Here is a 20,907-nt window from a genome sequence, read left to right on the forward strand (position 1 = left end):
GTGCTTTAGCTCACACCAAGACGCTGACGGGTTCCGCCGGTCGCGGTGCGCGCTTGGGCTGGCGATTCTTCATCACGCCGGATGCGTGGATGATGTCGTTGACGAATTCTTCCTGGCGATAGGCCATGACATGCAGGCCATGCACGCCCTCGATCTCCCTTATCTCCTGGATGAGGTCGATGGCCAGCTGCTTGCCTTCCGCCTTCTCATTCTTGGATTTCTCCATCCGCTCGATCACCGCATCGGGAATGTGCACCCCAGGCACATTGCTGCGCATCCAGCGCGCTGTCTTCGAGGAGGGCAAGGGACCGACGCCGATGAGGAAAAACGCCTTCTCATGCAGACCCTGCGCGCGCACCTTGTCCATGAATGTCCGCAGCATCGGCACGTCATAGCAATATTGCGTCTGGATGAACTGCGCGCCGGCAGCGATCTTCTTGCCGATATGCGTGGCACGATGTTCATAAGGGGGCACGAAGGGATTGGCAGCACCACCGAGGAACACGCGCGGCGGCACCGTGATCTTGCGGCCCGACAGGAACTTGCCGTCGTCGCGCATGCCGCGGATGCAGCTCAACAGCGAGGTGGAATCGAAATCGAAGACCGGCTTCGCCTCGGGCTGGTCACCGGCCTGCACACCGTCGCCGGTGAGGCAGAGGATATTCTGCACACCCATGGCAGCCGCCCCCAGCACATCGCCCTGGATCGCGATGCGGTTCCGGTCGCGACAGGAGATCTGCATGATCACCGAATAGCCGGCACGCGTGAGGAGCGAGCAGATGCCAACCGATGACATGTGGCAATTGGCACCGGAGGCGTCGGTCGCGTTGATGGCATCGCACACTTCGGAGAGCACCAAAGCGCGGTCATAGACATCGCGCGGGTCGGCGGAATCCGGTGGGTTGAGCTCGGCCGTCACGGCAAAGCGGCCAGAGCGCAGGATGCGTTCCAAACGGCCGCCGGACGAATGGCCAGGCAGGCTCGGCAGCGGGGCGGAGGGATCGATTTGCGGGTCCATCACGCAGCCTTCCCTTCACCACCAGGCGCCGGCGCAGTGGCCGGCTTCGGCGCATCGCCAGCCGCAGCCGGCTTTTTCGCCGGCGGTGCCTTGGGCGGCTTCGGGGCAAACTCGCCCACCTTCTTGGTCATGCGCACGACGCGCAGCCAGGCGGAACGACCCTTGATCGCATTGTTGACCTGGACCTGCACGTCCTTGATCTTCTCAAGGTTGCCGTCCATGCGCTCGGCACCGGCCCAGCCCTGCACCCAGACGCATTTCATCTCGGGCTTCACTTCGCAATGGCCATTGGGGCGAACACCGCCGCAGGGACCGTTGCGCAGGGTTTTGGGGCAATTCATCGGGCAGGACATGCCGGTCGAAGAGAGGGCACATTGCCCGCACATCTGGCAGTCGAACAGGAAACCCTTGGTGGTCTTTTCCAGCACCTGGAACGGTGCCTCAAGCTTTTCGTAGCCGATCTTGTTCCACAGCGGATGCAGCGCCACCATGGCCTTCTCGAAGGCCTGGTAAAAGCGGTTGAGACCCTTTGCGTGGCGCACCGACCAGAGGCGCACTGCGTACATGGGATCAGCCCTCGACAGGGGCGGTGGCAAGACCACCGCGTTCAACGAATTCTTTCAGCGTCTCTTCCGGAAAGGCCGCCTCGATCTCGGCCTGCGCCTTCTGGGCTTCGGCTTCGAGATCGTCGCTCACCTCAACCGGCGCCGCGCGGCGCCATTCGGCAAGATAGGAATCGGTGTCACGGAGCTTCGCGCGCATGGCAGCCCGGTCGATCGCCTTTTCAAAGCGCTCGTCGAGCTGCTTCTTGGCGCTGTCGCGGCCCTTCTTGACGATGACCTGGGCGGGAATGTCGCGCCAGTAGACGACGATGAGCTGAGCCATCCTGAATGATCCTATTGTTCTGATCCAACCGCCACGGCCTTCGCCATGAAGGTCGCCATCTCACCGTAACCCGTAAATCGCCGCTCGAAATCCAGACCTAGTCTCTTGGCCCCGGCCACAGCCTTTTCCGTCAAGGCCGGGTCGTCGATCTGTGCCAGATAAACGACGCGCCGGTAATGGCCGAAATAGGCATCGCGCAATTCCGGATGGCGATCCAGGCCCATGCCCTGCCAGATCAGCCGGTCGAAATGCCGGGCCATGTAGTCCGTGAGGAAGAGCGTCCCCAGCTCCTCCTCCATCATCTGATCGAACACCGCGTGTCCCGCAAAAAAATCGTAACAATGCGGCCCGTCGATCCGTTCGACCCCCTCCTCCTTCAACACCACGTCCAGCATGCCGCCGGTGCCACAATCGCCATAGAGCACGAAAATGCGCTTGAAGCGCTTCTTGCCCCAGCGAATCTTGGCCCTGACCCCCGCCGGAATTTTCTCCGGCCGGTTATGCCAGATGCCTGGCAGGCAGGTCACCGCCAATTGCGCATCGGTCCAACCATTTGCCGCGCGCACCGCGACGAACTCCTTCGCCAGCGCGCCGCAGGCGATGATCAGGCATTCCCCCATCTTGCCGGGGGCCTGATCACCCGCGTCCTTGGCCCGCGTCTCCTTGGCTTTGGCGTCGATCTCCATGCCGGCACTCGCTTTCGCCTCATTGGTAGGCTGAAGGCCCCACTATGGCTGCAATTGGGGCGACCGCTGATAGTCGATTAACGACTAGCTGTCATGTCGCAAACTGAACTTTTCTCAACCCGAGGTGAGGCGGTGTTATGGGTCCGTGGCGTGCTGAGGAAAGCCGAGGGCCGAGCCGACATCTAGGGATAAAAATCTACCCCTAGGCTTACTATCATGAAGAGTGCCCTGGCTGATAGAAAATAGCTCGGCAGGCCGATTTTAGAGGTCTTTATTCCTAAGATTAATGCCTTTTAACTAATTGAAACATATCAGTTATTTTTCGACCCTTCTGATCCAAATCAATTTGCGGGAGACCATCTGTAGGCACTGTCAGCCAAACAAGGCCAGTACGACAAATACGGGTACCTGCCTGCCGCCGGGTGGACAGGCATTCAGCAAAAGGGGCTACCCTTGCACGCCTTCAAACAGGATCTGCACATCGCCGAACGGCTTTCCTTCTCGGGCATCGACCAGAAAGTCCTGGCCTGTATCGGTGGCTTCCGGGCCGAGATCGAGGCCGTCCTGCCGGCTGCGATCGCCGATTTCTACGGCCATCTCGCCAAATATCCGCAGCTGACCAGCATGTTCTCCGACCCGGCGCGCATGGAATTTGCGAAATCCGCCCAGGTTACCCATTGGAAGCGCCTCTTCTCCGGCAATCTCGATGGCGACTATTTCCAATCCGCCCTGAAGATCGGCCTCGTCCATGCGCGCATCGGGCTGGAGCCGCGCTGGTATATCGCTGCCTATCACCGCACCTTGTCGCATCTCATCCGCAAGGCGGTGGTCGCCTGCTATTCGCGGCTCCATGCCCATCGGGCAACCGTTGAGCTGGGTGATCTCGTCTCGGCGATGACCCAGCTTGCCATGCTCGACATGGACATCGCCGTCTCGGCCTATTTCGAGGAATTGCAGAACCGCCATGCCCAGGAGATCGTGCGCATCGGCGAAGACTTCCGCGGCAAGGTCGGCGGTGTCATCACCGCCCTGAAAACCGTCTCCACCCATCTGCAATCCGGCTCAACCGAACTCCTCTCCAGCGCCAGTTCCGCCGCTGCCGATGCCCAGGCCGTGTCGGAAGCCTCGCAGATCACGGCACAGAATGTCGAAAGCGTCGCCGCCGCCGCCGAGGAATTGACTTCCGCCATCGCCGAGATTCAGCGCCAGACATCGAACGCCAGTTCCATTGCCCATCAGGCCGTCGATGACGCCAACAAATCCAATGCTTCCTTCAGCACGCTGGAAACGGCGGCGGGGCATATCGGCAATGTGGTGAAGCTGATCGACGACATTGCCGGCCACACCAATCTGCTGGCACTCAATGCGACGATCGAGGCAGCACGGGCCGGCGATGCCGGCCGCGGCTTCCAGATCGTGGCGGCCGAAGTGAAGGGCCTCTCGCGCCAGACGGCCGACGCCACCAGCCAGATTTCCGGCGAGATCAAGGCCATGCAAGCGGCGACAGGGCAATCTGCGGACTCGATCCACGCCATTGCAAGCACCATCGGCCGCATCAGCGACACCACCACGGCGATCGCCGCTGCCGTCGAGCAGCAGGGGGCTGCCACCAACGAGATCGCCCGCAGCGTCGAAAACGTCTCGCAGAGTACCAGCGCGGTCAATGATCGTATTGCTGCCGTCGCCACCTCGATCGCCGTCGCCAACCGCATCGCCGACACGGTGGCCCATGAGATCCAGGACCTGATGACCCAGACCGGCGCCCTGGAGCAGGAGGTGGAAGGGTTCCTGGCCAGCCTATCAAGGAAGGGTTGAGCGATCAGCAGCCGAGTAACGGATTATTTTCTCAGTGATTGGCACGCCCTCGGCCGCCGCTAGGATTCAGTGCATTGAGATTGAGGCGAAAGGCCAATGGATCACGCCGAACCATTAGGCGAATCTTTATCTGGCAATGACATGATGAAGCACCTTGCCCGTCGTTGGGGACGTGCGAACTCAGGATTCTTCCTCATGTTTCTGACGCACGTTGATTGGTTTCTTGTTCAAAGAGCGGAGCAGAAATCGTGAAGAACCTGCGCATTGGCGTCAAACTGGCCATCGCCATCGGTATTTTGCTGCTGGGCCTGATCGTGCTGGGTGGCTTGTCGATCTACAATCTTTCGGTGGTCAACGACCAATCGACCATCATTGCCGTGAATTGGCTGCCGAGTGTCGATATCACCGACAAGCTCAACATGAATACCTCGGACTATCGCATCGCCCAGGGCACGCACATCATGTCGACGGATGATGCCGAGATGGCCAAAGCCGAGGCCGCGATCGAAGCGCAGGCCAAGATCATCGCTGAGAACCGGAAAATCTACGAGCCGCTCATTTCCTCTGATGAAGAACGGCTGCTCTATCAGACATTCGCCAAGCAATGGGATGATTACTTGGCGGTCAGTGCCAAGGTGCTCGACCTTTCGCGCAAGAACGCCAATGCTGAGGCCGCCGCCTTGTTCAAAGGCGAAGCCAGCCAGCATTTCGATGACGCTTCCAATACTTTGGCGCAGCTCGCGGCCTTGAACAAAAATGGTGCGGACGATGCCAGTGCCACGGGTGACGCCATCTATGCCCAATCGCGCCTGATCATCATCAGCGTCTTCGCGGTGATGCTGACGTTCGGCGTCGTAGTGGGTTGGGCCCTGGTGCGTGGCATCAGCGGGCCAGCCCGCGATATCGCCGGTTGCCTGCAGACCATGTCGACCGGCAATCTGGAGGTGGCCGTGCCGGGTGTCGAGCGCAAGGATGAGATGGGCGACATCGCCAAGGCCAGCCTGGTGTTCCAGGAAGGCATGGTGAAGGCCAGGGATCTCGCCGCGGCACAACGCGCCGAACAGGAGCGGCAGATCGAACGCGGCAAGCAGATGGAGATTGCGATCGGTCAATTCGACAAGGTGATCAACGAAGTGGTCGCTGTGGTAACTTCCGCGGCCACGCAGTTGCAGGCGACCGCCCAGGTGCTCACGGCCACGGCCGAGGAGACCTCGCGCCAATCGAGCGTCGTGGCAGCAGCTTCCGAAGAGATGACACAGAACGTACAGACCGTTGCCTCCGCCACCGAGGAACTCTCCGCCTCGATCAGTGAAATCTCGAACCAAGTGGTGGAATCGACCCGCATCGTGGGTGAGGCCGTCGACCAGGCAACAGACACCAACGCCAAGGTGAAGAGCCTCTCCGAAGCGGCGCAGAAAATCGGCGCCGTGGTCGAGCTCATCAACAGCATCGCCAGCCAGACCAACCTCCTGGCCCTTAACGCCACCATAGAAGCAGCCCGCGCCGGCGAAGCCGGTAAAGGCTTTGCCGTTGTGGCGTCGGAAGTAAAGACGCTGGCCACGCAAACAGCCCGCGCCACCGACGAGATCGGGACCCAGATCCGCTCGATCCAGGACGCGACAGACAGTTCCGCAACCGCCATTGGCGCCATCACCCAGACCATCGGACGGGTCAATGAAATCTCGACCACCATTGCCTCGGCTGTCGAGGAACAGGGGGCGGCGACCCAGGAGATATCCCGGAACGTGCAGCAGGCAGCGGCCGGCAGTGCCGAGGTCGCCGCCAACATCACCGGCGTCACCGAAGCATCGCAGCAGACCAGCGCCGGCTCCGCCCAGGTCCTGGGGGCTGCCTCCGAACTCGCCCGCAACGGCGTCCGGCTGAAGTCGGAGGTCGACAGCTTCCTTCAAAAGGTGCGGAGTTTGTAGCGAGCATAGGCTCATCGCCCTTTCTCGTCGTCGCGCCTTCCGCGCCATCGCATCCTCGATCATCATCCCCGGGCTTGATCCGGGGATGATGAGAAAGAGGTGTATATTATGCTCTTAGCGGCATTATACGTAAAATGTTTCACGTGAAACACCTCCCGCCATCCCGGTTGCTGCGGCGCAATGTCACTCTTGCTGCATTGCAGCATAAGCCCTATATCCATCTGGTCAGGGGACGGAAGGTTTAGGGCTATGATGGATATTTCGATCCAAGCACTTGAAAACGGCCGCTTCGTCCCTATCTACAAAGCTGTCGCGTCGTTTTTCGCGACATTGTCGGCAGCCCGCGCTTGCGCAGCAGCCGTCGAGTTTAACCGACGCCCGGCAGATGAAGATCTTCGCCAGCTCGGTATCGACCCCAAGGCCTTTGCTTCTGTTCGCCTGATCTAACGGCGAACGACCAAAGGCCCGCCACCTGCCTTCGCGTCAGCTCACGGATGTACTGACTGATGCAGCGGCAGATGGCGACGGGATCGGCCACCCCCAACCCCTCGCCAGGTCACGGATGTACTGACTGGCAAGGCGCTTGGGCAGGTGAAGACGCTTTGCCGTTACGCCCTTTTCCTGAACCTTCGCATGTGAACGAGTCTCTCGCTCTCGGCCTATGCGCATCGACTCATCGTTGTTAGCGTTGACGATGAGGTTCATTGAGAGAGGGGTTCAAATAATGGCCACTGCGATATTCTTGGGGCTTGGGTTTCTTGCGGCTGCCCCGATCCTTTTTGCACTTTCCATAGTGAGCATCATCCTGATCCCGATCTTGCTTCACAAACTGGTGGGTTGAAGCAATCTCGCTGCGCCCGAGCAGGAAGAGCCTGGACCTAGCGCAGCCAAGCCGGCAATTCCGTCGGTGAGATGCCGCTGCAGGCGGCCTCTACGCAGGCAGCAAGGCTGCCGAAGCGGACACCGCGACCAACCAGGCCTGGCGCATAGTGCGCGTACTTCCCGGAATTGGTCATCAGCGTTTGCGCGGCTCTTGGAATGACCGGCTCGCCCAGCATGCACCAGCATGTATCAGTGACGAGCTGAATGCCGAACGCTTCAACCTCTTCGATATAACCGGCTTGGGCGGCAGCTTGGTGGACGGCCCGGCCGCAGGTCACGACCATCGCGACATCCGGCGACTTGATGCGTCCTCGCACCAGTTCCGCCAATTGCGCGCTTTCATTGAGCGAGAAATGGGGATTGCCCAGAGCGACGAGCCCGACCTCCGGCGACGTCGCCGTATTGAGCTCCATCCATGCGCGCTGTAGATCAGAGAGGCTGATGCACAGTTCGCGTGCTGGCCCTTGCGCATCCGCTTCGGGTGTTACCCCTTTGATGTGGAACATCGGCGCCGCCGCCATTGTGGCGAAGGCCGCGCCGAAGGCCTTCATTTCATCGGGCCCGGCCGCACTCGTCTCCAGCCCGCGGATCAAGGGGATCTCGCTGCCGCAGACGGAACCGCAGCAATAGCCAAGCAGCGGCCAAAAGGAATCGTCGGCGCCCGACGGCCTCTCGACCTCCAGGACGAGCGTTGCGCGCCGCCCGCTATCGAGATGGCAGCCTGCCAGGGGTGCCCGGCCCGTAAGAGCGATGCAGATGTCCAGATAGTCCGGATACTTCATCGTCCGCGCGCCGATGACACTGTTGGCGTAGACAACGGCATTCGACTCTGCCCAGCCGATCTGCTCGCCAAAGCCGGGGGCGCTCTCAAGCAGATAGGGGGCGCAGGTAAAAGTTGGCTCGGCCCCCATGGCGAGATATGCGTCGGCAAGGGCGCTCGCAGGAACGCCCAAATCTTCCGCGACGCCTAGCGTTCGCCACCGGCGCTTATCAACGGAAATGGCATTGAGCGTGGTCGGCACGCGCACGCGCGCACCTCTCTCGACCAGCAATTGCGCAAACCGCAGGCATGCCGGACCTGTATAGATGCAGCCGTCAATGTGAACCTGGGTTACATCGACGAAGCTTTCCGCCCCCTGAAGTTCCGCCATGCGCAGCAACAAGCGCATGGCAAGCTGTGCTGCCTTTCCATGCTGGCCTGCGAGCAGAGCCTGGTCCACCGCGTCCAGCCGCACCGCCTTACTTTCATCGTTCCCAGGTTGCGTCGAAACCGGCTGCACGGAAGAAGGCTGCTGGTCATCGAGGGGCGGCTCGTGGAAAAGGCGAAGACTATGCTTTCCCACACTGGCATGCCGAAACGCGCCGAGGCGCGCAAACACTGCCGGAGCCACTTGCAGAACCGGGATCGACCGCTCAAAAACCAAATGGGCGACAAGTGCCCCCAGGGTGAGGATTTCCTCCTGCTCGCAGACGACGATCGCTGCCGGCGCGTGCCCGTTCAGGATGAGTTCCAGCAGCACGCCGCTCCCGGTGCAGGAACCACGCCCACCCGGTATCGCCAGCACACGCCCCGTGAGACATTCGCCGCGCAGCGGATGGTGCTGGTCGATGATGATGCCTGTCAGTGGATCGACGCCACCCCAGAAGCTCAGCGCCATGTCGGCGTAAAGCAAATCGCCTTCGGCCTCGCCCTCGACCAGCGACTTACCCTGACTAACGAGCCCCATACGCCGCAACTTTCTACCGCGACACGCGTCACAGCTATTGTTTTTAAGAGGGCGCTACTCTACTGCGCAGCCTTGTCGCGGTCGAGCGCGGCGAGGCTGTGGCTGATCCAGGCGCGGGTCAGTTTTTCCTGGACGGAATTCTGGCCGAGGCGCTGGCGCAGCTGCGCGAAATCGACATGATCCAGCTCCTGGTCCTGGTTGAAGCAGGAGAAGACCACCGTCTCCTTCCCCGTGACCGGATCCTTATGCGGCTGCAGGCACTGGGCGCAGATTTCCTTCATCATGCATTGCATGGGCGAGTTGATCGAGCCCACAGCACAATGGCTGGGCTTTAAATAGGGTTTCAGCACCTGGTGCCGCGCGCGCTGCACGGCGGCCATCATGCCGTCGGAGCCGATGGCGATGATGCGGTCGACATCTTGCAAATGGATGCCGCCGGCACCGAGCTTGCCTTCGGCATAATGGACGATGCTCTCGATGATGTTGCCTGCATGCGACTTGTCCTGCGGACGCGTGGGGGTGAACCCTGGCGCCTCGTCGCAGGACCAGACCACGATATCGGCCGCGGCCTCGATTTCCTCGACCTTGTAGCGGTCCTGCAGCTTCTTATAGCCGGCGAAATAAAGCACCTTCGATCCAGCGGCGCGCAGGGCGCGGCCGATCGAGAACAGCACCGCATTGCCAAGGCCGCCACCGGCCAGCAGCACGGTTTCCCCGGCCGGCGTTTCCGTGGGTGTCCCCGTGGGTCCCATCAGGATCACCGGCTCGCCCACCTCCAGCCGTGCGCACAGCTCCGACGACCCACCCATTTCGAGGACGATGAGACCGACCAAACCGTGTTCCTTATCGGTCCAGGCACCGGTCAAGGCGAGCCCTTCCATGGCCAGCACCGTATCCTGGGTGCGCGGCGCCAGCGCCTCGAAATTCTGCAGGCGATAGAATTCGCCCGGCGCAAAATTGCCGGCAGCCTGCGGGGCTTCCACCACCACCTCGACAATGGTCGGCGTCAACCGGTTGACCGCACGGATGCGCGCGCGCAGGCGCTGGTTCATCTTTGCTAGGAACGCTGTGGTATTCGTGTCGGTCGGCGATGCACGATGCTCGAGTGCCGCCGACACCACCGGCCAGCCTTGCTTGGCACTGCCCATGGCCTTCACCACATTGCCGGCAAAGCTCGGATGCAGATCGCCGAAGAAACTGACGGCACGGCCGTCATCGTGGGACTGCGTGATGACGCGCACCTCATTGGGCTTGGCGAGCTTCTCCGGCGTCACCACCGCACCGTCATCGCCGATGGCGCGGAAATATTGGCCATCCAGGCTGAAATTCGCCTTATCCTCCCGCGCCAGCACAGTGTTGGGGCGCGTGCCGGCCGCCACCAGGATGGCGCGGGCCGGCAGCACATGATCGGTACCGTCGGCATGTTTCAGATGAATGCGCTCGGCAAAGCCCAGCGCATCGACATCGATGCTGGTCGGCGTCAGGCTCTCGGCAAAGCGGATATTTTCTTCAAGCGCCTTTTCCACTTCCTCGTGATTGAGCGTGTAGGACGGCGCATCGATGAGGCGGCGGCGATAGGCAAGCGTCACCCCGCCCCAACTCTGCAGCAATTCGGAGATGCGCGGTGCTGCCTCGGCCGCTTTGGCGCGGACGCGTTCGGCGCGGATGAGGCGCGCATGGTTCAAGAATTCATCGACGATGACCAGTTCCTGCGGTGACCAGCCAGCGCGCAACGTCGCCTCGCCCTCTTCCGCCGTCAGCGTTTCATAGCGCTTCAGGAACTTCTCAACCTGGACGGGGTAATAGGCCATCGCCTCGGTCGCGGTGTCGATCGCGGTCAAGCCACCGCCGATCACCACCGCCGGCAGGCGCAATTGCAGGTTGGCGATAGATTCGGTCTTGGCCGCACCGGTCAGCTGCAGCGCCATCAGGAAATCCGATGCCATGCGCACACCCTTGGCGAGACCGCCCGGCATGTCGAGCAAGGTCGGCTTGCCGGCACCCATGGCCAGCGCCACATGGTCGAAGCCCATTGCCCAGGCCTGATCCAAGGTGATGGTGCCGCCGAAGCGCACGCCACCGAACATCGCAAAGGTGCTGCGCCGCTCGATGAGCAGGCGGATCATTTTGAGGAAATTCTTGTCCCACCGCACGGTGATGCCGTATTCGGCAACACCGCCGAAGCCCGCCATGGCGCGGTTGCCCAGATCCTCGGTCAACTCCTTGACGTCGCGGATCGGCTTGAACGGCACACGCGCACCATCCGGGGTGACGCCCGATAGTTCGGCGGCCAGCGGCTCGATCTTCAATCCGTCGACCGCCACCACGGTATGGCCGTCATTCAGAAGATAATGGGAGAGCGTATAGCCGGCCGGCCCCAGCCCCACCACCAGCACCTTCTTGCCTGAAGCGGGCTTGGCCACGGGGTGCTGCAAGTTGAGCGGGTTCCAGCGTGTGAGCAGGCTGTAGATCTCGAACCCATAGGGCAGCGCCAGAATATCCTTGAGCGTGCGCGTTTCCGCCTGCGGGATGTCGACCGGTTCCTGCTTCTGATAAATGCAGGCCTTCATGCAATCGTTGCAGATGCGGTGGCCGGTGGCCGCCACCATCGGATTGTCGATGGCGATGATCGACAGCGCCCCCAAGGGCTGGCCGTTCGATTTCGCGGCATGCATCTCGGAGATCTTCTCTTCGAGCGGGCAGCCGGCCAAGGTCACGCCGAACACGCTCTTCTTGAACGTGCCGTCCTTTTCGGTAAGCCCTTTCGAGCAACTGTCCTTGCCCTGATTGTGGCACCAGATGCAGTAATTGGTCTGGTCCAAGGCGCCCACCAGATCCATGCCATGATCGGTGAGCGCAAAGCCCTCGCGGTGCCGCAGCTTGTCGGAAGCGAGCTTGAACGAGGTGACGCCGTCCCTGGTCTCGGTTTCCATATGGACGAGATGCGCAGGGTCGATCTTGCGCGGCGCCTTGAACAAAACACCAGCGCGATGCAGCGACTTGCCAGCCTCGGTCTGCGCCGCCCAGGCCGCGTATTGCAAGGCAAGGTCGATGGCCGGCCCATGCGCCGCCTCATCCTTGCCCCAAGCTTCGACCTTGGTGGCGAAAGTCAGTTCGTCGAAGCTCCCGCCGAAATGGCTCGTGAGCTGCGCCCGCACCGCATCGGCATCGAGGCTTGCCACCTTGTCGGGCCCATAGGCCTTCAAGGCGCGGCGCTGCACGAAGAGGCGCTTGCAGGTGTAAAGGGGGGCGAGGTCATTGTGCCTAGCCTGGAGGGTAGCGAGATCGGGTTGGATCCCGAAGAGGGTCCCTAAGAAGTCTTCCAGCGGGCCGGCAAGGTCGAGAATGAGTTGCGATTGCAACTTCCCATCAAGTGATTTTGGGTCCGCGCGGGCGGCCAGCAGGCGCCCGAGAAGACCCTGATCGCCCCCACCAAGATCGCTCAGGAACTGAGCATCAAGCCGGGCGAGACCCGCCGGATCATAAAGATCCTCAAACCGCAGCCCATGCGCCAGAACGAGGTCTTCCATTCGGTGGCTTCCTCAATATCACACGAAACGCGCGGCATTAGGTGGCTCCCAGGGAGAATATTATTCGTATACAAACAAAAACAAGCAAGGCTTTTCCTGGAATCCCGCCAGTGTCCAGGTCCGGGTAACAATTGGCTGCCCGCTCGCGAATTCGTGCTTGGACATTTCGCGGGTGTTTCCAAATAGTTGGAACTTCGCAGACAGGGCAAACGGCATGGACGGCCCAGACAATAGCGGCGACAGAGAGAAACTGATCGCAACCAAGCAGCAATGGGCCAAGCAAGGCCGTTTGCTGACAGGTGAAACGCGCGCCCGCGACGACACCACCCGCCTGCCACCCACCCGCCTGCCACCCACCCGCCTGCCACCCGGGCAGCGCCTGGTCACGAGCTGGCCGGTGCTAGATCTTGGAATAACGCCCACCATCGATCCTGCGAGCTGGCGGCTGGAGATCGGCGGCCTGGTACAGCGGCCGGCAAGCTTCGATTTGGCCGCCTTCAACGCCTTGCCGCAAAGCCATGCCCGCAGTGACATTCACTGTGTCACCTCCTGGTCGCGCTTCGACAATGACTGGCGGGGCGTGCTGGCAACCGATCTGCTGGCCGACGTCAAACCATATGCCAAGGCGCGCTTCGTGCTGTTCGAAGCCTATGACGGCTACACGACCAATCTGCCGCTGGAGTCGTTTGCACAGGGCGATGTGCTGCTCGCCACCCATTGGGACGGGCAGCCCCTCACGGCAGCGCATGGTGCGCCGGTCCGGGTGGTGGTACCGCAGCATTATTTCTGGAAAAGCGCCAAATGGCTGCGCCGGATCGCCTTTGCTGAAACCGACAAGCCGGGTTTCTGGGAAACGCGCGGCTATCACAATTTCGCCGATCCCTGGGACGAACAACGGTACAGTTAGTGGACTGTGACCCGGTTCACAGCGGCCAGAGGCGGGGTGCGTTAAGTCTATGGGCGACGGCGGCCAGGAGCCAGAATTTGATCGGGCGCCAGCGACATGAACCAGCAAGCCAACCATCAATCGAACAGGAGAAACGCCATGAAGAACCAACGCCTCGCCCTTATCACCGCCTTGACCGCCCTCAGCCTCGGCTTTGCCAGCCACGCCTTCTCGATGGGATCGGATTCGACGGCACCCGCTGCCAAGGCCGACGATTACAAAAAGGCCGTCTCCCTGATCGATGACGAGAAATATTCCGCTGCCATTCCGCTGCTGCAGAAATCGATCAAGGAAAAAGGCGAATATGCCGACGCGCTCAACCAGCTGGGCTATGCCAATCGCAAGATGGGCAATTGGAAGGCCGGCATGGAATATTACCTGAAGGCGCTGTCGCTGGAGCCCAAGCATCTTGGCGCCAACGAATATCTGGGCGAGCTCTATCTCGAGCAGAAGGATCTGCCCAATGCCGAGAAGCAGCTTGCGGTCCTGAAATCGGCCTGCGGCGATTGCGATGAGTTCGACGAGCTCGAAGACGCGATCGACGATTACAAGGACGATAACAACATCAACTAAGTGGCTGTAATTCTAAGCCCTCCCCCCTTGAGGGGGAGGGTTAGGAGAGGGGTATCGTGCCATCGCTCCGGCGCTGAGACCGATCGCACCATACCCCCTCCCGCGCTTCGCGCGGCCTCCCCCTCAAGGGGGGAGGCTAGTATTTCAAGACCCCCTTCTCACCACCAGATAGCCGCGCAGCTGGCTGTCGTTGCAGGGGCGTACCATGGCCTTGAGGAGATGGTCGGTGGGCGCCCAGGCAGGTTCGTAATCGGCCTTGTAGACATCGAGCACCAGGACCCGGTCCGTGGCGGCGTCATAGGCTGCGAGCGGCGAGAAATGGCCGATATCGCTGCCATCGCCATAGAAATCGTCGAGATGGAAATTGGCGATGACAAAGCAACCGGCGGCACTCTCCATTGTGGCAAGGTCGGCGCGGAACTGGCCGGCGGTTGCAGCATTGAATTCTGCCACCGGCCGCCGGTCGATGCGCCAACCGTCGAGGCCGTAATGTTTCAGTGCGTCGTCGAGATGATCGGCGAGTTCCAGCAATTTGCGCCCGCCACCATCCAAGGCAACGCCCGCCGGCCAGCCGGTTTCCTTGAAAAGTTCGAGAAGGCGCTTCTCGCTCACCAACCCGCCGATACGGTTCTGTCCGGCGAGGCCGCGCGCGGCATTCAAGACCATGGTGGCGCTGGCCAGCGAGCAGGATGAATCCGTGTGCTGATGAATCTGGTGCGGCATTAGGGCCCAGAAATTCGGCGCCTTATGTATGCGGACATAATCATTGTCCCGCGACAAAGGCGTCAGCGTGCCATGGTTCGGGCGGCGCGGATCATTCATCGGGCAAGCCTCTCATAGATCCAGCCCGTGGCAGCGATATAGCCGGGGCTGGTCGTGCCGATCCTGTCTTTCAGCAAGGCATTGGCTTGCGGCAGCGCATGGAACGGCACGGCCGGGTTGGCGTGATGCTCGGCATGATAGGGCATGTTCCAGGCAAGGAAATTGACCAGCACATTGGTGTAGGTCGTACGCGAGCGGGCCAGCATGTCGATGGGTGCGTCCGCCGGCGAGAGGGGGCAACCCCAATGTTCCGCGAGCAGATAGAGCCGCAGCAATGGCTGGCCAAGGAGCGCCGGTATCACCCAATAGCGCAGGGCAATGTCCGTCCGGAACATCAGCGACAGCAACAGAATGACTGCATAGAGGCCGATCACCAGCCGCGATTCCCGGACGACCTTTTGCCGCTGCGTATCGTTGCCGTAGAAATCCTCGCCCACCTGGCCGCAGGCACGCGTGACAAGGCCCGATATCTGCCAGCGCCAATAGGGTAGGCCGCTTACATATAGCAGCCATTCTCCACGCGTCGCCGGGCGTGGCGCGGAAATCTCAGGATCGCGAGCCGGGTCCTGGGTATGGCGATGATGGGCAAAGTGGAAGGCGCGGAAATATTCCCGCGGCAAAATCAGAATCATGCCGATGACAAAGGCGACGCCATCATTGAGCGCCCGCGTCGCAAACGCCGTGCGGTGGATGGTTTCATGAAGCGGCGCGAACAGGAAGACAAGTGCCGTGCCATGAAGAAACATCGCCGGCCACAGCCACCAGCTGCCGTCAGCACGCGCGATCAGCCAACCGGTTGAAGCCAGCAAGGCCAGATGGCCGCCCAGATACAGCAGGCCAGGCCGATCACTGCGCTCCAGCAGCGGCCGCATGGCAGCGGTCATGGCAACTTTGTCATGTGGCTTGTCGACGGGTGTTGCGCTGATCTCGCTCATGTCTTGCTCGCCGCAATCTGTTCTGCCGTTTTCGCCGGACCGGCATCCTGCGCGCTTTTGAGGGCCAGCACGCCCTGGGTCTGTTCACGGCCGCGCACATGCAGCTGATGCAACTGGCTGGGGTCGACCGCGATGCCCGCCGCCAGCGCCACATGTTCGGAAATCACGAGCTGGCAATCAAGTTCCTTGGTCGCGGTTTCCAGCCGGCTTGCCGTGTTGACCGTATCGCCGATGGCAGTGAGATGCTGGTTGGCGCCGTAACCCATGTCGCCCACGATGGCAGGCCCAAAATGAATGCCGATGCCGATCCGCAAGGGGGCCTGCAGGTCGGCCTTGAGATGGCGATTGAGCTCTTCGAGATTGACGGACATGCGCCGCGCCGCGTCCAGCGCCTGGGTGCAGGCGAGCTTGCCGTCACCACCTTCCATGCCGCTCTTGATGCCAAAGAGTGCCATGACGCCGTCGCCGATGAACTTGTCGAGATGCCCGCCGGCACCGCTCACCGCCTCGCCCATCGCCTTGAAATAGCGGTTAAGCAGGAACACCACGTCATAGGGCAGGCGACGTTCGGAGAGTTGCGTGAAACCGCGCAGGTCAGCAAACAGAACCGCGATTTCCAGCTCGCGGCCGGAATGATAATCGCCGCGCGCATGGGCCTGGTGCGGTCCAGCCTGGGAGGGCAACAAAGGCGCCACCGTCACGGGGCCAATCGGCCGCAGCTGGCAGGCAAGGCGCGTGTCTGGTGCGGCACCCACCCGCGCCAGCACGCGCTTTTCATCATCGCTCGCCGCCGGTAGTTGCGCAGCCCCTTTCAGGATCTTGATGCGGCAGGTCGAGCAGCGGCCACGGCCGCCACAGACGGAGGCATGGGGAATATTGGCGCTGCGGCTGGCTTCGAGAACCGTGGTGCCGGCCTGGATATGCACGATCGCGCCACTTTCGTAGGAGATGGAGATGGCGCGGCGCTGATTGAGGCGTGCGCGCACCAGCCGCGCGGCAAAGACACTGACCAGCAAGGCACCGAAGATCCACATGCCGATGTCGCGCGCCGCATAGACCACGGCGGCGGCCTCGCGGTTCGGCAGATTGTCGCGTTCGATGAGCGCCGGCAGCCAGGTTTCGTCTTCCAGCTTTTCGGCGATCGCCCGCCCGGCATCGGCAAAGCCGATGAGCGCCAGGACCGGCAGGATGACAGCCAGCGCAAAGAGATAGGGCCGTCCCTTCGCGTACCAGGGCTTGAGGCGCAGCCAATAGGCCATGCCGATGCAGCCATGGGTCCAGGTGACGACGATGGCAATGGCCTGCAGCGCGCCGTTCCAGGGTGAGAACACCCACAGGGACAGCAGCACATAGGCGTAGGAATCCTTGAAATGATACTGCTCGCTGGCATAGGCGGTGCTCAGGATATGCAGCAGCAGCAGAGGCGGTGTCGCGAGGCCCAGGATCAATTGCGCGGCTTCCCAGAACGGCATCTTCAGGGAATGGCGGCGATAGAGGGCGATGAGCGCCACCAGGATATGGAGGATGGCTGCCGTGAACAGCAGCAATTCCATGCCCGGAAAGCGCCAGAAGGCCAGGAACACGCGGCGCCCCGCCTCCAGCCATTGCAGCGATACGATGCCGAGCGCGTGATTGAGATTGTGCGTCAGCACATAAAAGAACAGCACCAGCCCCGTCACGAGGCGGGTGAGGCTCTGATATCTGTTCCAGTTTGCGGCAAATGGCCGGATGGCTGGCAAGGTTATGCGGCTCCCACACAGGTGGCTGGCGTAACGCGGGTCGGGTCCGTTTGATAAAGACCCGGCGGTTTGATAATAGTCGCAGCCATGACCGAATGGAAACCGCCTCACCTGCCGGCTGAGATTTTCATCAATCCGCATCTTGGCCCCGCCGAAGACAGCCTGGAAAAGGCGGCGCCCGGCGTGGTCGATGCCGATGGCTTTGCGCGTGCCGCTGCTGAGATCAAGGCCTGGCCCGGTTATGAACCGACCGCCCTCCACAGCCTCGACGGGCTGGCCGCAAAGTTGAAGGTGGGCGGCATTTTCTACAAGGATGAGAGCACGCGCTTCGGCCTCGGCGCCTTCAAGGCCTTGGGTGGCGCCTATGCGGTGCTCCGGCACCTGCAGGACAAATTGGGTGGCACCGTCACCTTGGCCGACCTGCTGGCCGGCAAATACCGCGACCGGACGCGCGACATCACCGTGTGTGCGGCGACCGACGGCAATCATGGCAAGGCCGTTGCCTGGGGCGCCAAATTGTTCGGCTGCCGCGCCATCATTTACATCCATGAGGGCGTCAGCGCCGGGCGCGAACAGGCAATCGCGGCCTATGGCGCGGAGATGCGGCGCATCCCCGACAATTACGATGCCTCGGTGCGCGCCTGCACGGCGGACGCCGCCAAGAATGGCTGGCAGGTGATCTCGGATACCACTTGGGAAGGCTATCAGGACATCCCGCGCCATGTGATGCATGGCTACGGTGTGATGATGGAAGAAGTGATGCAGCAGCTGCCAGCGCATCAGGAACTCAGCCATGCCTTCATCCAGGCCGGCGTCGGCGGCCTGCCGGCCTCAGTCGCTGGCTATCTGTGGCTGGAGCTGGATGCACTGCGCCCCAAGATCGTGGTCGTCGAACCGGAGAAGGCCGATTGTCATTACCAGAGCGCCCGCGCCGGCAAGCCCACCATTGTCACCGGCAAACTGGATACGCTGATGGCAGGACTTGCCTGCGGTGAAGTTTCGCCACTGGCCTGGCGCCTGCTCGACAAAGCGAGCTTTGCTTTCATGACCGTGCCCGATGACGCGGCTGTCTTTGCCATGCAGAGCTTGGCAAAGGGCAACGGCACGGATCCCAAGATCGTCGGTGGCGAAGCCGGCGTGGGTGGCCTTGCCGGCCTCATCGCGGCTGCCCTCGATCCCGCAGCACGTTCGGCCTTGCTGCTCGATGAGAATTCCAAGATTCTGATCATCGGCAGCGAGGGCGCCACCGATCCGGCGCTTTACGCCGAACTGGTCGGACAGAAACCTGAAGACGTGATGGCGGCATGAGCAGTGATCCTAAAGACATGGGCCAGATGGAAGGCCGCCGCCTGATGCAGGACAAGCTCGCGCGCCAGCAGCGGCGCGAGGAACGCATGCGCATGCTGGCGTCCGGTCCGGCCTCGCCCTGCATCAGCGTCTGCCAGATGGACCCGATGACCGGCTATTGCGTGGGCTGTACCCGCACCATCGACGAAATCCGCGACTGGATCATCTCGCCCCCCGAGACGCGCAACGCCATTCTTGCCCGCATCGCCGAGCGCCGCGCGAAGGCGACCTCGTAATGGCCGACCAGGTGAAGCCGATAGATGTGCCCGTGCGCGCAAAAAATGACGCAACCGGACTCATTCTGCTGGCACTCATCACCCTGTTCTGGGGCGTCAACTGGCCAGCCATCAAGCTTTCGGTCAATGAAGTGCCGGTCTGGATGTTCCGCAGCATCTGCTTGGCCGCGGGTGCCAGCGGATTGTTCGCGATCGCCAAGATGGCTGGCCTGTCCTTGCGCATCCCGCGCCAGGATCTGAAGCCACTGCTCATTGCAGCACTCGGCAACATCACCTTCTGGCATCTCTTTTCGGCCCTTGGCGTCACCATGATGCAGCCGGGCCGCGCCTCGATCCTGGCTTTCACCATGCCGCTGTGGGCGGCGCCCATCGCCGCCGCCTGGCTCAAGGAAAAGATCGATACGCTGCGCCTCATCGGCCTTGGCGTCGGCATGATCGGTCTTCTGGTGCTCGTCGTGCCGGATTGGGCCGGTATCAGTGCAGCGCCCATGGGCCCGGTGTTCATGATCCTGGCCGCCATCGCCTGGGCATTCGGCACGGTGGCCCTGAAGACACACCGCTATTCAATGCCGACGACATCGCTGGTCGCCTGGCAGATGCTGCTGGGTGGCATGCCGATCTTCGCCGGCGCCATCATCTTCGATCACGATTTCGACCCCAGCGCGGTGAGCAATTTGGGCTGGAGTGCCGTCGCCTATGCGGCCCTCATCCCGATGATCTTTTGCCACTGGGCCTGGTTTCGCGTGGTCGGCCTCTACCCCGCCGTGGTGGCCGCCATCGGCACATTGGCCATTCCCGTGGTCGGCATCATCTCCTCCACCCTGATCACCGGCGATGTGGTCGGCTGGGATGAGATTCTGTCCCTCGCCCTCGTCGTCTTTGCCTTGTTCCTGGTGCTGGTGGCGCCGCAGTTGCGCAAGCGCTAGGCCTTGACGGCCACGCAGTTGATCAGCGTTTCTTCGCGGTCCCTAGGCGGTGTGATACCGAACCAGCGCTCGAGCAGGCCGAGATCGTTGCGGCTCCACCAGAGATAAGGGTACGAGATCGACCGCTCGGCCACGGCGAAGCCGGCCCGGCGGATCATCGCCAGATATTCGGGTGCCGAGCGCTGCATATCCATCGGATGACGGAACAGCAGGCGGATCATCGGCGAATGAATGTATTTCCGGGTCGATTCCGCAAACAGGAACAGGCCGCCCGGCTTCAGCACGCGGTGGAATTCGGCCAAGGCCGCTTCCTGGTCCATCAGATGATGGAAGGTCTGGTGGCAGAAGATCATGTCGACTGATGCGGCCGGCAGCATCAGGCGCGAGGATGTCGTCTGCTGGAATTCGACGGCGAGCCCTTCCTGCTTCACCTCGGCATCGGCAATCTGCAGCATCGCGCCATCGACATCGATGCCGATCATGCGGCCGGGTCGGAAGCGTTCCTTTAGCAGCTTGAAGGAGCGGCCACGGCCGCAGCCGACATCGACGATGGTCGCATAGCGCGGCTGACGATCCGGGACCAGGCGCTCAAGATCGATGAGTGCCCGCTTCAGCACATGGACCGCCCAGGTCTCAGTTTTGAGGAACCACACACCAAAGCGCGATTCCGGCACGAACATGTGCGAATCGAGCGCGTCGTTGCGTTGGTAGCTGGGCGAATCCATCGCGAGTCCGAGCGTTGCAGAATCTCAGACGTTGATGCCACTAGCGCGTGTGAAGAGCAAGAGCCCGTCATCCTGCTGGCAAAGATCCCCTCACCCCAACCCTCTCCCCGCAAGAGCGGGGAGAGGGAGTTTCCAACGAGCTTGCTTGAAAGCCCCTCTCCCCATGAAATGGGGAGAGGGGTTGGGG

General features: G+C 61.7%; 18 protein-coding genes. 8 read left to right on the top strand and 10 right to left on the bottom strand.

The window, feature by feature from the left end:
• Nucleotides 1-10: 10 nt before the first annotated feature.
• Genes AC1DWZ_RS21000 through AC1DWZ_RS21015 form a run of 4 tightly spaced genes read right to left on the bottom strand, consistent with a single transcriptional unit; the run spans nucleotide 11 to nucleotide 2,589 of the window.
• Complete coding sequence (locus tag AC1DWZ_RS21000; RefSeq protein WP_477170920.1) at nucleotides 11-1,018, bottom strand: methylenetetrahydrofolate reductase; 1,008 nt, start codon at nucleotides 1,016-1,018, stop codon at nucleotides 11-13.
• Nucleotides 1,018-1,584, bottom strand: coding sequence for a methylenetetrahydrofolate reductase C-terminal domain-containing protein (locus AC1DWZ_RS21005; protein ID WP_477170898.1), 567 nt, complete (start codon nucleotides 1,582-1,584; stop codon nucleotides 1,018-1,020). The genes AC1DWZ_RS21000 and AC1DWZ_RS21005 overlap by 1 nt, the downstream gene beginning before the upstream one ends.
• A 4-nt stretch (nucleotides 1,585-1,588) precedes the next feature.
• The gene (locus AC1DWZ_RS21010; protein ID WP_477170899.1) at nucleotides 1,589-1,903 is read right to left on the bottom strand and encodes a virulence factor; all 315 of its coding nucleotides are present in this window, start codon (nucleotides 1,901-1,903) and stop codon (nucleotides 1,589-1,591) included.
• 11 nt (nucleotides 1,904-1,914) lie between these two features.
• On the bottom strand, nucleotides 1,915-2,589 hold the full coding sequence (locus AC1DWZ_RS21015) for a DUF1638 domain-containing protein (protein WP_477170900.1): 675 nt from the start codon (nucleotides 2,587-2,589) through the stop codon (nucleotides 1,915-1,917).
• Nucleotides 2,590-3,042: 453 nt separating this feature from the next.
• Between AC1DWZ_RS21015 and AC1DWZ_RS21020 the strand changes: the two genes are divergently transcribed.
• From AC1DWZ_RS21020 to AC1DWZ_RS21030, 3 genes are all read left to right on the top strand, one after another.
• A complete protein-coding gene (locus AC1DWZ_RS21020; RefSeq protein WP_477170901.1) occupies nucleotides 3,043-4,404 on the top strand; it encodes a protoglobin domain-containing protein in 1,362 nt (453 codons plus the stop codon).
• Between the two features lie 248 nt (nucleotides 4,405-4,652).
• Nucleotides 4,653-6,332, top strand: coding sequence for a methyl-accepting chemotaxis protein (locus AC1DWZ_RS21025; RefSeq protein WP_477170902.1), 1,680 nt, complete (start codon nucleotides 4,653-4,655; stop codon nucleotides 6,330-6,332).
• Between the two features lie 249 nt (nucleotides 6,333-6,581).
• Nucleotides 6,582-6,779, top strand: coding sequence for a hypothetical protein (locus AC1DWZ_RS21030; protein WP_477170903.1), 198 nt, complete (start codon nucleotides 6,582-6,584; stop codon nucleotides 6,777-6,779).
• 431 nt (nucleotides 6,780-7,210) lie between these two features.
• Here AC1DWZ_RS21030 and lhpI read toward each other — a convergent pair whose 3' ends face one another.
• Nucleotides 7,211-8,941, bottom strand: coding sequence for a cis-3-hydroxy-L-proline dehydratase (gene lhpI, locus AC1DWZ_RS21035; RefSeq protein ID WP_477170904.1), 1,731 nt, complete (start codon nucleotides 8,939-8,941; stop codon nucleotides 7,211-7,213).
• Nucleotides 8,942-9,000: 59 nt separating this feature from the next.
• Nucleotides 9,001-12,471 carry an FAD-dependent oxidoreductase gene (locus tag AC1DWZ_RS21040; RefSeq protein ID WP_477170905.1) on the bottom strand — a complete coding sequence of 1,157 codons (3,471 nt, stop codon included), beginning with the start codon at nucleotides 12,469-12,471 and terminating at the stop codon, nucleotides 9,001-9,003.
• A gap of 214 nt (nucleotides 12,472-12,685) precedes the next feature.
• Here AC1DWZ_RS21040 and AC1DWZ_RS21045 point away from each other — a divergent pair, with 214 nt between their 5' ends.
• Both AC1DWZ_RS21045 and AC1DWZ_RS21050 read left to right on the top strand, forming a co-directional pair.
• Complete coding sequence (locus AC1DWZ_RS21045; protein ID WP_477170906.1) at nucleotides 12,686-13,378, top strand: sulfite oxidase-like oxidoreductase; 693 nt, start codon at nucleotides 12,686-12,688, stop codon at nucleotides 13,376-13,378.
• A gap of 138 nt (nucleotides 13,379-13,516) precedes the next feature.
• The gene (locus AC1DWZ_RS21050; RefSeq protein WP_477170907.1) at nucleotides 13,517-13,990 is read left to right on the top strand and encodes a tetratricopeptide repeat protein; all 474 of its coding nucleotides are present in this window, start codon (nucleotides 13,517-13,519) and stop codon (nucleotides 13,988-13,990) included.
• A 144-nt stretch (nucleotides 13,991-14,134) separates the two neighbouring features.
• Here AC1DWZ_RS21050 and AC1DWZ_RS21055 read toward each other — a convergent pair whose 3' ends face one another.
• Genes AC1DWZ_RS21055 through AC1DWZ_RS21065 form a run of 3 tightly spaced genes read right to left on the bottom strand, consistent with a single transcriptional unit; the run spans nucleotide 14,135 to nucleotide 17,486 of the window.
• Nucleotides 14,135-14,812, bottom strand: coding sequence for a phytochelatin synthase family protein (locus AC1DWZ_RS21055; RefSeq protein WP_477170908.1), 678 nt, complete (start codon nucleotides 14,810-14,812; stop codon nucleotides 14,135-14,137).
• Complete coding sequence (locus AC1DWZ_RS21060; RefSeq protein WP_477170909.1) at nucleotides 14,809-15,747, bottom strand: fatty acid desaturase; 939 nt, start codon at nucleotides 15,745-15,747, stop codon at nucleotides 14,809-14,811. Before AC1DWZ_RS21060 ends, AC1DWZ_RS21055 begins: the two co-directional genes overlap by 4 nt.
• A complete protein-coding gene (locus AC1DWZ_RS21065; protein WP_477170910.1) occupies nucleotides 15,744-17,486 on the bottom strand; it encodes an adenylate/guanylate cyclase domain-containing protein in 1,743 nt (580 codons plus the stop codon). Before AC1DWZ_RS21065 ends, AC1DWZ_RS21060 begins: the two co-directional genes overlap by 4 nt.
• 87 nt (nucleotides 17,487-17,573) lie before the next feature.
• Here AC1DWZ_RS21065 and AC1DWZ_RS21070 point away from each other — a divergent pair, with 87 nt between their 5' ends.
• Genes AC1DWZ_RS21070 through AC1DWZ_RS21080 form a run of 3 tightly spaced genes read left to right on the top strand, consistent with a single transcriptional unit; the run spans nucleotide 17,574 to nucleotide 19,995 of the window.
• Entirely contained in the window at nucleotides 17,574-18,794 is a 1,221-nt protein-coding gene (locus AC1DWZ_RS21070) for a diaminopropionate ammonia-lyase (RefSeq protein ID WP_477170911.1), read from the top strand.
• Nucleotides 18,791-19,069, top strand: coding sequence for a DUF1289 domain-containing protein (locus AC1DWZ_RS21075; RefSeq protein WP_477170912.1), 279 nt, complete (start codon nucleotides 18,791-18,793; stop codon nucleotides 19,067-19,069). The genes AC1DWZ_RS21070 and AC1DWZ_RS21075 overlap by 4 nt, the downstream gene beginning before the upstream one ends.
• Nucleotides 19,069-19,995 carry a DMT family transporter gene (locus AC1DWZ_RS21080; RefSeq protein WP_477170913.1) on the top strand — a complete coding sequence of 309 codons (927 nt, stop codon included), beginning with the start codon at nucleotides 19,069-19,071 and terminating at the stop codon, nucleotides 19,993-19,995. The genes AC1DWZ_RS21075 and AC1DWZ_RS21080 overlap by 1 nt, the downstream gene beginning before the upstream one ends.
• Here AC1DWZ_RS21080 and AC1DWZ_RS21085 read toward each other — a convergent pair.
• Nucleotides 19,992-20,720, bottom strand: coding sequence for a class I SAM-dependent methyltransferase (locus tag AC1DWZ_RS21085; protein ID WP_477170914.1), 729 nt, complete (start codon nucleotides 20,718-20,720; stop codon nucleotides 19,992-19,994). The genes AC1DWZ_RS21080 and AC1DWZ_RS21085 overlap by 4 nt on opposite strands.
• Nucleotides 20,721-20,907 lie beyond the last annotated feature (187 nt).

The organism is Dongia sp. P2_B8 (genome assembly GCF_056404715.1).

Coding starts and splice junctions, on each gene's coding strand:
- AC1DWZ_RS21010 (WP_477170899.1), bottom strand. CDS start 1,903: ATGGCTCAGCTCATCGTCGTCTACTGGCGCGACATTCCCGCCCAGGTC.
- AC1DWZ_RS21050 (WP_477170907.1), top strand. CDS start 13,517: ATGAAGAACCAACGCCTCGCCCTTATCACCGCCTTGACCGCCCTCAGC.
- AC1DWZ_RS21075 (WP_477170912.1), top strand. CDS start 18,791: ATGAGCAGTGATCCTAAAGACATGGGCCAGATGGAAGGCCGCCGCCTG.
- AC1DWZ_RS21040 (WP_477170905.1), bottom strand. CDS start 12,471: ATGGAAGACCTCGTTCTGGCGCATGGGCTGCGGTTTGAGGATCTTTAT.
- AC1DWZ_RS21015 (WP_477170900.1), bottom strand. CDS start 2,589: ATGGAGATCGACGCCAAAGCCAAGGAGACGCGGGCCAAGGACGCGGGT.
- AC1DWZ_RS21000 (WP_477170920.1), bottom strand. CDS start 1,018: ATGGACCCGCAAATCGATCCCTCCGCCCCGCTGCCGAGCCTGCCTGGC.
- AC1DWZ_RS21080 (WP_477170913.1), top strand. CDS start 19,069: ATGGCCGACCAGGTGAAGCCGATAGATGTGCCCGTGCGCGCAAAAAAT.
- AC1DWZ_RS21005 (WP_477170898.1), bottom strand. CDS start 1,584: ATGTACGCAGTGCGCCTCTGGTCGGTGCGCCACGCAAAGGGTCTCAAC.
- AC1DWZ_RS21045 (WP_477170906.1), top strand. CDS start 12,686: ATGGACGGCCCAGACAATAGCGGCGACAGAGAGAAACTGATCGCAACC.
- AC1DWZ_RS21030 (WP_477170903.1), top strand. CDS start 6,582: ATGATGGATATTTCGATCCAAGCACTTGAAAACGGCCGCTTCGTCCCT.
- AC1DWZ_RS21055 (WP_477170908.1), bottom strand. CDS start 14,812: ATGAATGATCCGCGCCGCCCGAACCATGGCACGCTGACGCCTTTGTCG.
- AC1DWZ_RS21085 (WP_477170914.1), bottom strand. CDS start 20,720: ATGGATTCGCCCAGCTACCAACGCAACGACGCGCTCGATTCGCACATG.
- lhpI (WP_477170904.1), bottom strand. CDS start 8,941: ATGGGGCTCGTTAGTCAGGGTAAGTCGCTGGTCGAGGGCGAGGCCGAA.
- AC1DWZ_RS21070 (WP_477170911.1), top strand. CDS start 17,574: ATGACCGAATGGAAACCGCCTCACCTGCCGGCTGAGATTTTCATCAAT.
- AC1DWZ_RS21060 (WP_477170909.1), bottom strand. CDS start 15,747: ATGAGCGAGATCAGCGCAACACCCGTCGACAAGCCACATGACAAAGTT.